The 14,471-nt window shown below is 38.6% G+C and carries 13 protein-coding genes; 4 read left to right on the forward strand and 9 right to left on the reverse strand.

Features of this window, described 5'->3' with window-relative positions; all coding sequences use genetic code 11:
* Positions 1-13 precede the first annotated feature (13 nt).
* Both estB and oxyR read left to right on the forward strand, forming a co-directional pair.
* Entirely contained in the window at positions 14-958 is a 945-nt protein-coding gene (estB, locus tag MKL32_RS06900) for an esterase EstB (protein WP_004913400.1), read from the forward strand.
* Between the two features lie 6 nt (positions 959-964).
* A complete protein-coding gene (oxyR, locus tag MKL32_RS06905) occupies positions 965-1,870 on the forward strand; it encodes a LysR family transcriptional regulator OxyR (protein WP_004913403.1) in 906 nt (301 codons plus the stop codon).
* A gap of 59 nt (positions 1,871-1,929) precedes the next feature.
* On the opposite strand, the gene dusB is transcribed toward oxyR, so the two are convergent.
* Positions 1,930-2,955: a tRNA dihydrouridine synthase DusB gene (dusB, locus tag MKL32_RS06910; RefSeq protein ID WP_004913406.1), complete on the reverse strand. Its 1,026-nt coding sequence runs from the start codon at positions 2,953-2,955 to the stop codon at positions 1,930-1,932.
* An 82-nt stretch (positions 2,956-3,037) separates the two neighbouring features.
* Here dusB and MKL32_RS06915 point away from each other — a divergent pair, with 82 nt between their 5' ends.
* Both MKL32_RS06915 and MKL32_RS06920 read left to right on the forward strand, forming a co-directional pair.
* A complete protein-coding gene (locus MKL32_RS06915; protein WP_042890592.1) occupies positions 3,038-4,246 on the forward strand; it encodes a DUF1615 domain-containing protein in 1,209 nt (402 codons plus the stop codon).
* The gene (locus MKL32_RS06920; RefSeq protein WP_004913411.1) at positions 4,213-4,890 is read left to right on the forward strand and encodes an HAD family hydrolase; all 678 of its coding nucleotides are present in this window, start codon (positions 4,213-4,215) and stop codon (positions 4,888-4,890) included. Before MKL32_RS06915 ends, MKL32_RS06920 begins: the two co-directional genes overlap by 34 nt.
* Positions 4,891-4,932: 42 nt before the next feature.
* On the opposite strand, the gene proB is transcribed toward MKL32_RS06920, so the two are convergent.
* The 8 genes from proB to uvrB form a co-directional block, all read right to left on the reverse strand.
* Complete coding sequence (proB, locus tag MKL32_RS06925) at positions 4,933-6,066, reverse strand: glutamate 5-kinase (RefSeq protein WP_004913414.1); 1,134 nt, start codon at positions 6,064-6,066, stop codon at positions 4,933-4,935.
* A gap of 15 nt (positions 6,067-6,081) precedes the next feature.
* The gene (cgtA, locus tag MKL32_RS06930) at positions 6,082-7,299 is read right to left on the reverse strand and encodes an Obg family GTPase CgtA (protein ID WP_004913416.1); all 1,218 of its coding nucleotides are present in this window, start codon (positions 7,297-7,299) and stop codon (positions 6,082-6,084) included.
* 115 nt (positions 7,300-7,414) lie between these two features.
* Positions 7,415-8,095, reverse strand: a complete 681-nt coding sequence (locus MKL32_RS06935) for a hypothetical protein (RefSeq protein ID WP_004913418.1) — start codon at positions 8,093-8,095, stop codon at positions 7,415-7,417.
* Positions 8,095-8,838, reverse strand: a complete 744-nt coding sequence (locus MKL32_RS06940; protein ID WP_004959703.1) for a hypothetical protein — start codon at positions 8,836-8,838, stop codon at positions 8,095-8,097. Before MKL32_RS06940 ends, MKL32_RS06935 begins: the two co-directional genes overlap by 1 nt.
* Before the next feature lie 138 nt (positions 8,839-8,976).
* A complete protein-coding gene (locus tag MKL32_RS06945; RefSeq protein ID WP_004953105.1) occupies positions 8,977-10,434 on the reverse strand; it encodes a glyceraldehyde-3-phosphate dehydrogenase in 1,458 nt (485 codons plus the stop codon).
* 247 nt (positions 10,435-10,681) lie between these two features.
* Positions 10,682-11,629: an EamA family transporter RarD gene (gene rarD, locus MKL32_RS06950; protein ID WP_204378798.1), complete on the reverse strand. Its 948-nt coding sequence runs from the start codon at positions 11,627-11,629 to the stop codon at positions 10,682-10,684.
* A gap of 103 nt (positions 11,630-11,732) precedes the next feature.
* Positions 11,733-12,317 (reverse strand): lipocalin family protein, encoded by a 585-nt coding sequence (locus MKL32_RS06955; RefSeq protein ID WP_270900346.1) that lies wholly within the window; start codon positions 12,315-12,317, stop codon positions 11,733-11,735.
* Positions 12,318-12,437: 120 nt separating this feature from the next.
* Positions 12,438-14,462 carry an excinuclease ABC subunit UvrB gene (gene uvrB, locus MKL32_RS06960; RefSeq protein ID WP_004913427.1) on the reverse strand — a complete coding sequence of 675 codons (2,025 nt, stop codon included), beginning with the start codon at positions 14,460-14,462 and terminating at the stop codon, positions 12,438-12,440.
* Positions 14,463-14,471: the final 9 nt, after the last annotated feature.

Genomic DNA, 14,471 nt, shown 5'->3' on the forward strand with positions numbered 1-14,471 from the left:
TGGAATGAATACCATGAACAGCGCACTTCAATTTAATGTCTCTCCTTATGCTCCATTTATGCAAGAAACCAAAGTTACTTTGGGTAATGGCATTGAGTTACATGTTGAAGTTGGGGGAAATCCTGAGCATCCAACAATTTTGTTGGTGATGGGTTTAGGCGCGCAAATGCTGTTTTGGCCAGATTTTTTTTGCAAATCCCTAATTGATCAAGGATTTCGTGTTATTCGATTCGATAATCGTGATATTGGTTTATCTTCAAAAGTTCGTCATAAAGGACAACGGCTGAATACCATGAAACTCATGAGTCGATTCATGGTCGGATTAACGAATGAAGGTGCGCCCTACACGCTTTATGATATGGCTGACGATGTAGCTATGCTAATAGATCAGCTAGGTTTAGAAAAAACCTATATTATCGGTGCCTCTATGGGTGGCATGATTTCACAAATCGTAGCAGCTAAATATCCAGAAAAAGTTGAGAAAATCGGTCTTTTATTTACAAGTAATAATCAGCCGTTTTTACCACCACCTTTTCCGAAACAGCTCTTTAGCTTAATTGGAAAACCTGAAGCTCATGATGAAGATGCGATCGTCAATCATAGTTTAAAAGTATTTCATATTATCGGCTCTCCTGGATACGTTAACCAAGTAGAAGCAATTCAGACTATTCGTAAACTATATCGTCGTAGTTTCTACCCAGCGGGTGTACTTCAACAATTTTTAGCAATATTATGTACAGGTTCATTGCTGCCACTCAATAAGACTATTAATCAACCAACATTAGTGGTACACGGTTCAAAAGATCGCTTATTACCGCCAAGTCATGGGAAAGCGGTTGCAAAAGCGATTTCTGGTGCTAAGTTTGAATTAATTCATGGAATGGGGCATGATATTCCTGCACATTTCATTCCTCAACTTAGTGGTTTGTTTGCACATCACTTTAAATCATCACACTAGGACACTATGGCTGCATTACCCTCATTAAGACAGCTATCATATTTAGTTACGTTGTCAGAAACTTTACATTTTACTGAAGCAGCTCGTCGATCATTTGTTACCCAATCAACATTATCGGGTGGCATTATGGAATTGGAGCGTCTTTTAGGTGGCGTCTTAGTTGAGCGTGATCGTCAAAACGTCCGTTTGACTCCTCTAGGTGAACAGGTTGTTGCCCGTGCGCGTGTATTACTAGCTGATGCACAAGATTTGATGCGCCTAAGCCGAGAAATGAGCGAACCATTAACAGGTGATTTGCATCTTGGAATTATTCCTACAATCGCACCTTTTATCTTGACGCAACTTTTAGATGAAGTTCATCGTCAACTTCCTAAAATACAACTTCATCTACATGAAGCACAAAGTGAGAAAATTGTCGAAAAATTAGAACACGGCAATTTAGATATGATCGTTCTTGCTTTGCCATTCGATACTCGTGGTTTAAAAGTTGCTGAAATCGCTAAAGAAAACTTATTTGTTGTTTACAATAAAAAAGATAAGAATGCGGCTGAAGCAACTTCGTTAGATGATTTGGATTTAACACGTCTCATGCTTTTAGAAGAAGGACATTGTTTACGTGATCATACACTGAGTGCTTGCCCAGTCGGCGAACGTAAAAATGATCACCGTTTAAAAGCGAGTTCACTACCAACGCTTGTTGAAATGGTGTCTTCTGATTTAGGTTTTACTTTATTACCTGAGATTGCTTTGAAGAACAGTATGATTCAGTTTAATGAAGAGATTGCTGTCAAATCGATCGGTGATGCCCCAAGCCGCACACTCGCTTTAGTAACTCGCAAAAGTACTCCTCTACAAAGCGAGTTCGATGTGATTTTTCAGATTTTGAAGAAAATCACTGCGCATCTAGAATAAAATAAAATGCCTGTAATATGAATTACAGGCATTTTTTTAAAGAAAAACAGTAAAAATTTCTATTTTATTTCCAATAAATTTACTTGCTCAACCTGTACATCACTCATGCGTCGACCTTGATCTAATAATTGGTCAAAATAAGACTCAACCACTTTGGCTTGATCAGCTGTATTTTCAACTTTATACATGTTTTGACGAAATTCGTTGCTAGAGCGTAAACCTTTCGTATACCAAGCAATATGTTTACGGGCTATGCGGCATCCTGAGTATTCACCATAAAATTGATATAGTTCGGCTAAATGCCCCATTAAAACTTGTTTCACTTCTACAATTTCTGGGGCCGCCAAGTGTTCCCCTGTCTCAAGATAATGTGCGATTTCTCTAAAAATCCATGGTCGTCCCTGAGCTGCACGCCCGATCATAACAGCATCAGCACCAGTATAATCCAAGACATATTTAGCCTTTTCAGGACTATCGATATCGCCATTCGCAATCAAGGGAATATGTATGTTTTTTTTAACTTCACGAATTAATTCATAGCGAGCGGTATTTAAATACATATCTTCACGTGTACGACCATGTAAAGCTAAAGCTGCTATACCTGCATCCTCGGCACGCTTCGCGACACGAAGAATATTTTCCTCACCATTTAAAAAGCCAAGGCGTGTTTTTAAAGTTACAGGCACATCCACTGCTGCAACGACAGCATCTAAAATCCTTGCTACGAGATCTTCATCTTGGAGTAAAGCCGAACCCGCGAGTTTATTACATACTTTTTTCGCAGGACATCCCATATTAATGTCAACGATTTGCGCGCCATTCGCAACCTGATATCGTGCAGCTTCAGCAAGTTGCTCTGGATCAGAGCCCGCTATTTGTGCTGAAATTGGAGCAAGTTCACCGTCAAAATTAGCTCTGTACAAACTTTTTTTGCTCATGCGAAGCGTTTTATCAGCGGTCATCATTTCACTAACCGCATGACCTGCACCAAAGTATTTACATAAGGTTCTGAACGGCCTATCGGTTACACCCGCCATAGGTGCGACAATCAAATTATTTGACAGTTGATATGGACCAATATACATATATTTTCTTACAAATTCTGATCAACATAGTATACTTCATTCGCCCATTCAGCTCATCTTTTTATGCGGTGTTGCACTGATTATGAATAAATCGACTTCGACTCATCCCTTTTTCAAGACTATTAGCATCTTAACTGCGTGCATAAGCTTAGCCGCTTGTGGTGATAATGCTTGGTGGTCAAGTGACAAAGATCCTGAGATGGAGGCTGATCAAATCAGAAAGGTCATTCCTGCACGTGTAAATGATCGTGAATCTTGGTCTCAAGATATTTTCGATATTATGCAAGAGCTAAGCATTCCTAAAACTAAGCAAAATGTATGTAGTATTGTCGCTGTAGTCGATCAAGAATCGAACTTTGTTGCTGACCCTACAGTACCTGGATTAGGTGCAAAAGCGGTTGAGGAAATTAACTCAAGACTAAAAGAAAAGTTCGAAGCAAAACTTGGCGAAAAAATTGGTGGCACAGTCGCTGGTTATTTTGAAGATGTACTCAAAAACCAACCTTCACCAGAAAACAACTATATGAGCCAGATGCGTAAAGTACAAACTGAACGCGAATTAGACTTACTCTATCGAGAAATTTTCGATTACATGGCTCAACATTATCATGTGAGTGCATTAACAGGCGCAGCCAAACTGGTTGGGCAAGACATTGGTGAGAAGTTAAATCCAATCACCACATTAGGCTCAATGCAAGTACATATCAATTATGCAAAAGAGCATAAACGTAAAGCTGGAGGCATAGCCGAGTTACGCAATGATCTTTACACTCAGTATGGCGGTCTATACTACGGTATTCATCGTTTAATGGAATACCCTGCTAATTATGATGAAGCAATTTATCGATTTGCAGATTATAACTCTGGAATGTATTCGAGCCGTAATGCTGCCTTCCAAAAAATGCTAGGTGCATTAACAGAAGCTGAAATTAGTTTAGATGGTGACTTACTCCTATACAATAAAGACGGTGATGTAAGATCTACACAAAGCCAAACTGAAAAAGAATTAATTGCTGTTTTTGCTCAAAATAATGTATTGGTAACTCCACGACAAATTCGTGCCGATCTGAAAAAAGAAAAAGAGAAAAAATTTGAAGATACTCAAACTTACTTAGCTGTTCAAAAACTTTATCAAAAGAAAACCAACAAAGAACCAATGTATGCTGTCATGCCTCAAGTGGTCATTTCAGGGCCTAAATTGAGTCGTGATTACAACACAAATTGGTTTGCAAGTCGTGTTAACGGGCGTTATGAGCAATGCATGCTAAAAGCAAAAAGAATCAAACTATAAATCTTGCACTCTTCGATTTTGACGGGACTTTATATCCCAAAGATAGTTTTAGTGGGTTTATCTTTTATACCCTTTCAAAACGTCATATTGTAAAAAATGGCTTGAAAATTCTGCCATGGATTCAAGCCTATTATTTAAATTTATATCCAGCACATGCAATGAGACCAAAACTTTATCAAAGCATGTTCAAAGGTATTCCCGTCGATTTTGTAGATCAACTATCGCAAGATTATGCAAAAAAAATAATTAAAAAACTTGATTCAAATTTAATGAAACAATTGCATAAACATCAACAACGTGGCGATCATATTGTGCTGGTTTCAGCTTCAATTGATTTATACCTTAAATATGTTTGTAAATTTTTAAATATCGAACTTATTTGTACAGTAACTGAAATACAAAATGGTCATTTAACTGGTTTTTATCAGTCAGAAGATTGTAGTCGAGAGCAGAAGAAACGACGTATATTGGATCAATATAATCTCTCTAATTATCAACATATTTATGCGTATGGTAACAGTGAAGAAGACTTAGAAATGCTATCTATTGCTGATTTTACCTATATGGTTGGCGAAGATAAGCCACTACCAAAAGTCGATGATTCTCAAGACCATGACATGTGGAAAAAAGTTAAAAAAATATAAAAAAAGCTCGCTTGAAGCGAGCTTTTTACACAGCAGAGTAAATTAATAAATCGCCATGTGATCACGATGGATCATTTCTAGTGAACGTGCTTCACCAAGTACTTGGTAGACTTTTTCGGAAGACAGTCCCTTAACCATTTCAGCTGAGCGCGAACTAAAATTCACACGACCAACGGCAATTCTAGCGCCACTCTTATCTACACATTCAACAACATCACCGCGATCAAAATGCCCTTCTATCGCCTTGACACCTACAGGTAATAAACTACGATGTTTAAGTTTGATCGCTTCAACTGCACCGTCATCTATAACTAAACGACCCGCTGTTTGCAAATGCGCAGCCAACCATTGCTGATGTGCTGTGACACGGTCATTATCAGTCGTAAATAAAGTGCCCAACATTTCACCCGCCATCAAACGAGCAAGTACATTTTCACTTTCACCACTGGCAATTAAAGTTGGACAACCAGATTTTGCAGCAAGGCGAGCTGCGCGAACCTTGGTAACCATACCACCACGACCAAGTACGCCACCACCGCCTGCCATTTCAAACAGCGTGTCATCTAATGCACGAACAGATGAGAATAATTTAGCATTAGGATTACTGCGTGGATCTGAATCAAACATCCCTTGTTGATCAGTCAAAATAATCAACAATTCAGCCTGAACTTGCCCCGCAACCATTGCTGCTAAAGTATCATTATCACCAAAACGAATTTCGTCAGTTGATACCGTATCATTCTCATTAATTACAGGAATGACTCGCCAATCGATTAAATTCTGTAGAGCATCACATGAGTTTAAATAGCGACGTCTGTCAGCTAGATCATCATGTGTAAGGAGTACTTGCGCAGTTTGGATACCATGCTGATCAAGTACGCTAGACCATGTATGAATCAGTCCCATTTGACCAATTGCAGCGCAAGCCTGCAAACTGGGTAGATCAGTGGGTCGACTCGCAAGCTTCATGCGTACCATCCCTTCTGCAACTGCTCCTGAAGACACGAGTATGATCTCGTGTCCAGCATTGTGTAGATCAGCAATTTGCTTCGCCCAGTGGGAGATCGCATTCAGATCTAAACCTTGACCATTTGCAGTGAGTAGAGATGATCCGATTTTAACAACGATTCGTTTACACGCATTGAGCTGACGTTGCCCATCGACCACTTCTATCATTTTATCCTCGGTTCACTAATCACGAACGTAGATACTTTCTACGCCGCCTTCATCTTCATCATCATCAAAATCTTCATCATCGTCCAAGTCAGCTTCACGCTGAGCTTTACGCATAGCACGATATGCTTCTTTTGCTGCGATGGTTTGTTCACGCGTTTCAGCTTCAAGCTGTTCACGTAATGCTTTAATTTCTGCAGCGTACTCTGGATCTTCAACTTCACGCTCACGTTGTTGCTCGATTTGATCCATTAAGTAATAAACAACTTCCTTAGTACCTTCTGCCATCAAACCAGAAGTTTTAAATACAGGACCAGTCCACTGCAATTCATCAAGAATGTGCTGACACCACTCATCTCTCGATTCTTCAGGAAGTTGATCAAGTTTATTTAATACAAGAACAATCGGAAGTTTTGCTAATGTCGGAGAGAATTTTTCTAATTCAGCTAAAATTGCACGTGCATTATAAGCTGGATCTGAACCATCAATTGGTTGTACATCAACAATATGCAGAAGAATACGTGTACGTGCCAAGTGCTTTAAGAAGCGAATCCCTAACCCTGCACCTTCAGCTGCACCTTCGATTAATCCAGGAATATCAGCCATAACAAATGAACGATGACGATCTGCATCTACAACACCAAGATTCGGAACCATCGTTGTAAATGGATAGTCAGCAACTTTTGGTTTTGCCGCACTTACAGCACGAATAAATGTCGATTTACCAGCATTCGGCATACCGAGTAAACCTACATCTGCTAAAACTTTCAATTCTAAACGAACTTCACGGTACTCACCTTTGATCCCGTGTGTACATTTACGTGGTGAACGATTGGTAGATGATTTGAAATGAGTATTTCCCAAACCACCATCACCACCGTTTGCCACTTTTACACGTTGACCGTCAGCAACTAAATCACCAATGATGTCGCCTGACTCGGTATCTACGATTGTTGTACCAACAGGTACTTTTAAAATAATGTCTTCGCCACCACGACCTGAACAGTTCGCACCTGAACCATTCTTACCACGTTCAGCACGGAAACGTCGTGTGTAACGATAATCAACTAGGGTGCTGGTATCATCATCGGCTTGAATATATATACTTCCGCCACGTCCCCCATCGCCCCCATCAGGGCCACCAAAAGGGACAAATTTTTCACGGCGAAAACTGGCTACGCCATTGCCACCGTCGCCAGCCTCTACGGTTATGACTGCTTCATCAACAAAGCGCATGTGCCAATCCTCTAAAATCTTAAAAGCGAACTATTTTGCCACATTTTAATAAATTTCTCGAATAGAATAATCAGCAAATGCATATCAAACGCTAAAAAAGAGTTTTTTGTTACCTTTAAGGCTTTACATTCTTCAATGGCAAATCCATTTTCATATCTAAATTCGCTTTTGTGTCTTGCACTGAGTTATACATGATTGCGTTGAATGAGGAAATATTACTCATATTGATAGCATCATTCATATAAAAGCTTGGCTTAAATTGATGTTTTACAGGAAGTGTAACCGATTCATCGAATCCAAAATGAACGGGACCATCAAACACAATTTTAACTGGAATGGTATATGTCCGCTTTAATTCAAATGGTATGTCTAACTTAACTGGCACATTCAATTTGAGTGGAAATTTAGGCAATAATTTATTTTGATAAATTAAATCAGTGGATGTTTCAATAGGCATAAGCTCATCCACTTTCAACATCGTCTGATAATTAATGTTGACCGTAATTGGTGTTTCAACTTCAAAACTCAAATCAGCTAAATATTTTCCTTTTAACGGCAATTGCAATGTGCGATCAATATCTAAAGTAGTTTGTAATTGACCTTCAGACCGAACTCGTAAATGTTCCCCTACCTGAATTTTAGTTCCTAAAGATTCAGGCAATCGAATATCAGCTTGTTCAGCCGATACAATCAAAGATGCCTGAATATTCAGATAAAACCAAAATAAAATCGCCACTAACGTAGTGAGAATCACAAAACTGATCAATAAACTTTTAAGTGATTTGGTGATATCCATTACTCACCTATTTTAACGTCATGAGGTGATGCAGGCTCATCAACAGGTTGAGTTTTCACACGATCTAAATACATTGTAGATAGTGGAATTTTCAACTCACCGTCTGCAATTTTTACAGGAAGTGTATTTTTCACATCTACTGATGCACTTAACTCAGAAGTAATCGGTACGTTTAATTTTCCTTGAATTGGAATATTGGCATCAAGCTGTGCTTTTAGAGGAATATTTAGATTTTCTTTAAGCACTGTTCGTACAGGCGCATCAAATTTCAAATGAACTTTTTGATGTAAAGGAACTTGGATATCTATCGGCACAGCAAGTTTTAATGGAATCGTGCCTTTTAATGGCAACGTGACATCATTACCTAATATTTTAACTTGAACTTTGGTATCAATTGGTAAATTTTGATTTACCTGAATCGTTTCCTTAACTGGAATAGTTGTACTAATTGGTACGAGATTATCAAAATAAACTCTTGGTGTAAGTGTTTGTGTTAAAGGAACATTAAGCTGCTCATCTATTGGGATTTTTGCATTGACTCGACCATCAACATCTACATTAAGTGCATCTTTTACTTTTACGCGGACTTGCAATGGTTCTTGTAAATCAATCGCAACATCTTGATCTTTTAAAGGTATATAAATGTTGAAGTGTTTAAATACCCACATTGCAATATAAACACCACATAGGTTTGCAACAATGATAAGACCAAATATCGCCAATAAACGTCTAAACTGCAACAATGAAGTAATCCTAACTAATCCTATCCCTTTGTGATTATTTTCGTCTATTTTAATGTTTTAATCTGCATAGATTCTCTACAGTCAATTAAAAAGCCCAGTCTAAACTGGGCTTTTATTGTATAGCTTTGCTAACAAATATTATGCATTTGTTTCAGCAGGAACTTTTGCATAGCTCACGCCACACATTTGTTCAGCAATACGTAAAACTTGACAGCTATAACCCACTTCGTTGTCATACCAAACATAAGCAGTTAAACGGTTACCAGAAGTGATTGTTGCTTGCGCATCAAATACACCCGCAGTACGAGAACCGATAAAGTCACTAGATACAACCTCAGTTGAGTTTGTATAGCCAATTTGACCTTGTAGATTAGAGTTGATCGAAATTTGACGAATGTATTCGTTTACTTCTTCACGATCCACTTCTTTCTCTAACGTTAAGTTCAAGATCGCAAGAGAAACGTTTGGTGTAGGTACACGTACTGAGTTACCAGTTAATTTACCTTTAAGTGCTGGTAATGCTTTAGCAACAGCTTTAGCAGCACCAGTTTCAGTAATAACCATGTTTAGTGTAGCTGCACGACCACGACGATCAGCTTTGTGATAGTTATCGATCAAGTTCTGGTCGTTAGTGAATGAGTGAACTGTTTCAACATGACCATTTAATACTTTGTATTTGTCATCTAAAACTTTTAATACAGGTGTAATTGCATTCGTTGTACAGCTTGCTGCTGAGATGATTTTGTCTTCATCTAAGATATCAGCTTGGTTCACACCAAATACAACGTTCTTCATGTCACCCTTACCAGGTGCAGTCAACACAACACGAGCAACGCCAGCGCATTGTAAGTGTTGGCTTAAACCATCAACATCACGCCATTTACCTGTGTTGTCGATAAGAAGAGCATTATCAATACCGTAAGCTGTGTAATCTACTTCGCTTGGGCTTGATGCATAAATCACTTTGATGAATTGACCATTTGCAATGATTGCTTCGTTTTCTTCATCAACTGAGATTGTGCCGTCGAATGTACCGTGAATTGAATCACGACGTAACAAAGAAGCACGTTTTGATAAGTCACCATCAGATGATTTACGCACAACAATCGCTTTTAAACTTAAGCCACGACCTAAACCAGATTGACTGATGATTAAACGCGCTAAGATACGACCAATGCGACCAAAACCGTAAAGCACAACATCTTTTGGCTCAGCAGCTTCTGAATTACCTTGGATAGAAGAAACAGCGTTTGCAACAAAAGCGTCAACATCACCACCTTGATTTTTATATTCAACAGCAAGTTTGCCGATATCAACTTCTGCAGAACCAATATTTTCAACTTTCATCAACGCTTCCAAGATTGGGAAGGTGTGAACAACTGAAAGCTCAACGTCTAACATACGTGTACGACGATGAGTTTTTAAAATCTGGATCACTGAACGGTTAATTAAAGAACGACCGTAAACAGAAACAACAATATTTTTCTCACGGTATAATTGACCAATTAAGGTAATCATGCGTTCCGCGATTTCTTCACGGTTTTTCCAACGACCTTGGTGTTCTGCGTGTAAGGCAATGATAGTTTCTTTGCTCACAGTTACGTCCTCTAATTTATATACTGGGCGTGAATTTTAAAACGCCACAATTGTAATAGAATTATCATCAATATTGAATCAAAAGCTGCTAATCGGGCTAAGATTTTGTCCCAATTGACTATAAATTCATAAAATACCTATAATTATTTTTATGATTATTAGAAAATCATTTGTATTCAGGCATTACTCTTCTCGATTCACTCACTCATAATCTTCATAGCTTACAAAAATAACTACACCTACTTCATTATTCTACTACATCGTTTGGTTTTATACGTTTGGGGTAGTGCTTGAGTTTGACCTCAAGTTGATTCTGACGTCGTTTCTGCTCCAAGAGATGTAAAGTACCTTCTAAAATTAGTACCAATACTGCCAACCAAATTGGAATATAAGTCAGCCACTCTTCCGCACCAATTTTTTCACCCAGTAACAAAGACACAAGCGCCAACAAAACAGGCTCTAAATAGCCCAATAGACCAAAAATAATTAATGGCAAATATCGACTAGCTAAAATGTAACTCCCCAAACCAATTGCACTAAGTAAACCTAGACCAATAACCACAAAAAATAAACTTGGAAACTCTAAAAACTTCACATACGGTGTTGCTCCTGTATGTGTAAGAAAAATAGCAATTGGCAGTATCAACAATAAATCCCACCAAAAACCACCCAAATTATCGGTATGTATCTGCTTTCTTAAAATAAAATAAGCGGCATAGCCTATCGCTACAAATGCTGTTTCCCAAGCAATACTTCCCAGTCGCCAAACCTCATGCCCCACCCCAAATACAGCTAGTAAAACTGCGACCCACTGAAATTTTGAGAGTTTTTCTCCATAAAGAACACTTCCCGCTAGCACTAAAACCAAAGGAAGCAGGAAATAACCTAAAGAAACTTGTAACCCCCGACCATGCATAGGCCCCCATAAAAACAACCAAAGTTGCGCTGAGGTAAGTATCGAAGTAATTATTAATAATAGAATTAAACTTGGCTTAGCTAATATTCTTTCAAAGATCGATTTGATATGAACCAAATCACCACTCATCCACATAAATAAAGTTAAAAAAGGTAATGTCGCAATAATACGCCAACCAAAGGTTTTCTCACTATCGAGCGCACCCAAAAACTGAGTATAAAAATATAAAACACCGAACGTTACTGAAGCCAAAATAGAATACGCTATTCCTTTAAACATTTTGAACCTCAGCGTTATTAGACGCTCTAATAAATACTTGACTTATCCACTATATAAAAATAAAAAAACCATGCAAGCATGGTTTCGAATAAGTATAACTTATTTATCGATGGTCGGGAAAAATTACATCGCTAACATCAAAACCTAGAGATTTTGCATAGTTTAAATATTCCAAGATGGTTTCTTTTTTAGGATTAGGGGTTCTAGATAATACCCATAAATATTTACGTCTCGGTTCACCAACTAAAACTGTTTGATATTCTTCATCCAATTTCAAAATCCAGTAGTCGCCACGTGCTAAAGGAATCCATCGAACACTTTCTGGTAAAAAACTCACACTTAATTTTGAGTTAAATGGAGCATTTACGACAAAGGCTTCGCCTATACTTTGCTGTAAATTTCCATCTTTGTCATAACATTTATTATCAACAACAATATTGCCATTTTCATTAAGTGTATAAGTCGCTGAAACGTTGTAAGCACATTTACGTTCAAAGAACATAGGTTTGCGTGCAACTTCGTACCATACTCCCAAATACTTATCCAACTCCACCTTATCAACAGTTGCTAAAGGCATTGTTTGAGCATATGCAATTGTGCCGGCAGCCAAACCTGTTAGAACAACACCACCCACTGCAATTTTAGCTAGTCGCCAACTCGCTTTTGGAAAAGTTTTAATAAATGGCATGGGAAATCCTCAAAACAGAAATTTGTTATAAATAGTCATATAGTTAGCTTAGTAACATAGCCCAATTTATAAACAAAAACTGTTGCGATATGTATCATCTAACAGGATTTATCTCCACAATTATGACTGCAACATATGCGCTTTCATTCGAACAATCTCATCACGTAATCGAGCTGCTTGCTCAAATTGTAACTCTTTCGATGCTTTCAACATTTCCTTTTCCAATTTAGAAATGTGTTTTGCAAATAACTTTGGATCAGAGAGTAAGTGTTGCTCATCAGCACTGATTGACTGAGCTTGCTCAAGCACTTTTTCATCGATCTCATCATCACTGAGCACTTCGCCAGTATCAATTTCTTTAATGGTTTGTCGCACAGCACTGCGTGGTGTAATACCGTGAAGCTCATTAAACTCAATTTGCTTATTGCGACGACGCTCAGTCTCATCCATAGCCTTACGCATCGAATCAGTAATGCGATCAGCATATAAAATTGCTTTACCCTTCACATTACGAGCCGCACGACCAATGGTTTGAATCAATGACCGTTCTGAACGCAAGAACCCTTCTTTATCCGCATCTAAAATAGCGACTAAAGAAACTTCTGGCATATCCAAACCTTCACGCAATAAGTTGATCCCAACCAGTACGTCATGCACGCCTGTGCGTAATTCATGAATAATCTTTACACGCTCAACCGTATCAATATCAGAATGCAGATAAGCTACCTTGACACCATACTCTTTTAGATATGAAGTTAAATCTTCAGCCATTCGCTTGGTCAGTGTGGTCACAAGGACACGTTCATTGACTTGTTTACGGATGTTAATCTCAGATAAAACATCATCCACTTGCGTCAACACTGGACGCACTTCAATTTCAGGATCAATTAATCCAGTAGGACGAACCACCTGCTCAACAATTTGTTCTGACTTTTCCAACTCGTATTGCGCTGGTGTTGCACTGACAAATACCGTCGTCGGAACAATGCGCTCCCACTCTTCAAATTTCATAGGACGGTTATCCAAAGCACTCGGTAAACGGAAACCGTAATTCACTAAGTTCTCTTTGCGCGAGCGGTCTCCTTTGTACATCGCCCCAATTTGAGGAACTGTTACATGCGATTCATCAATAATCAGCAAAGCATCTTCAGGAATATAATCAAACAAGGTGGGTGGTGCTTCGCCTGCTCCTCGACCTGAAAGATGACGTGAGTAATTCTCAATCCCGTTGGTATACCCGAGCTGTTGCATCATTTCTAAATCATAGCGTGTACGTTGCTCAATACGTTGAGCTTCGAGCAATTTATCATTGTCTTTGAAAAATTTAAGCTGATCTTTTAATTCATCTTTAATCGTATCAATCGCACGGGTTAGATGATCTTTTGGTGTTACATAATGACTTTTCGGATAGATTGTTACACGAGGAACTTTACGCACCAATTTACCTGTCAAAGGATCAAACCATCGAATCGAGTCAACCTCATCATCAAACAGTTCAACGCGAATGGCATCTTGATCAGATTCAGCAGGAAAAATATCAATAATTTCACCACGGATTCTATAAGTACCGCGTAAAAACTCTAACTCGTTGCGTGTGTATTGCATTTCAACTAGACGACGAATAATGTCATCTCGGCTGACGCGATCCCCTTGCACGATATGCAATAGCATTTGCATATAAGCATTTGGATCACCCAAACCATAAATCGCCGATACTGAAGCAACAATAATTGCATCTCTGCGTTCTAATAATGCACGAGTTGCAGAAAGTCGCATCTGATCGATGTGATCATTGATCGCTGAGTCTTTTTCAATAAACGTATCTGAAGAAGGAACATAAGCTTCAGGTTGATAATAATCGTAATAACTTACAAAGTACTCAACCGCATTATTTGGAAAAAAGGCTTTAAATTCTCCATAAAGCTGTGCTGCCAGGGTTTTATTATGTGCCATAACGATGGTTGGGCGTTGTGTTTGAGCAATCACATTTGCCATCGTATAGGTTTTTCCAGAACCTGTTACCCCTAACAACAATTGATTGCGAAAACCTTGCTCAATTCCTTTGACTAATTTTTCAATCGCCTGTGGTTGATCTCCCGCGGGTTGGTAATTTGTCACTAAGTCGAAAGGTTGATTTTCGCTCACAAGCACACT

The organism is Acinetobacter sp. AOR34_HL, from assembly GCF_027854795.1.
In the GTDB taxonomy this organism is placed as follows: Bacteria; Pseudomonadota; Gammaproteobacteria; order Pseudomonadales; family Moraxellaceae; genus Acinetobacter; species Acinetobacter junii.

Excerpts from the sequence above, each read along its gene's own strand:
- estB (WP_004913400.1), top strand. The coding sequence starts at position 14 with ATGAACAGCGCACTTCAATTTAATGTCTCTCCTTATGCTCCATTTATG.
- oxyR (WP_004913403.1), top strand. The coding sequence starts at position 965 with ATGGCTGCATTACCCTCATTAAGACAGCTATCATATTTAGTTACGTTG.
- dusB (WP_004913406.1), bottom strand. The coding sequence starts at position 2,955 with ATGTATATTGGTCCATATCAACTGTCAAATAATTTGATTGTCGCACCT.
- MKL32_RS06915 (WP_042890592.1), top strand. The coding sequence starts at position 3,038 with ATGAATAAATCGACTTCGACTCATCCCTTTTTCAAGACTATTAGCATC.
- MKL32_RS06920 (WP_004913411.1), top strand. The coding sequence starts at position 4,213 with ATGCATGCTAAAAGCAAAAAGAATCAAACTATAAATCTTGCACTCTTC.
- proB (WP_004913414.1), bottom strand. The coding sequence starts at position 6,066 with ATGATAGAAGTGGTCGATGGGCAACGTCAGCTCAATGCGTGTAAACGA.
- cgtA (WP_004913416.1), bottom strand. The coding sequence starts at position 7,299 with ATGCGCTTTGTTGATGAAGCAGTCATAACCGTAGAGGCTGGCGACGGT.
- MKL32_RS06935 (WP_004913418.1), bottom strand. The coding sequence starts at position 8,095 with ATGGATATCACCAAATCACTTAAAAGTTTATTGATCAGTTTTGTGATT.
- rarD (WP_204378798.1), bottom strand. The coding sequence starts at position 11,629 with ATGTTTAAAGGAATAGCGTATTCTATTTTGGCTTCAGTAACGTTCGGT.
- MKL32_RS06955 (WP_270900346.1), bottom strand. The coding sequence starts at position 12,317 with ATGCCATTTATTAAAACTTTTCCAAAAGCGAGTTGGCGACTAGCTAAA.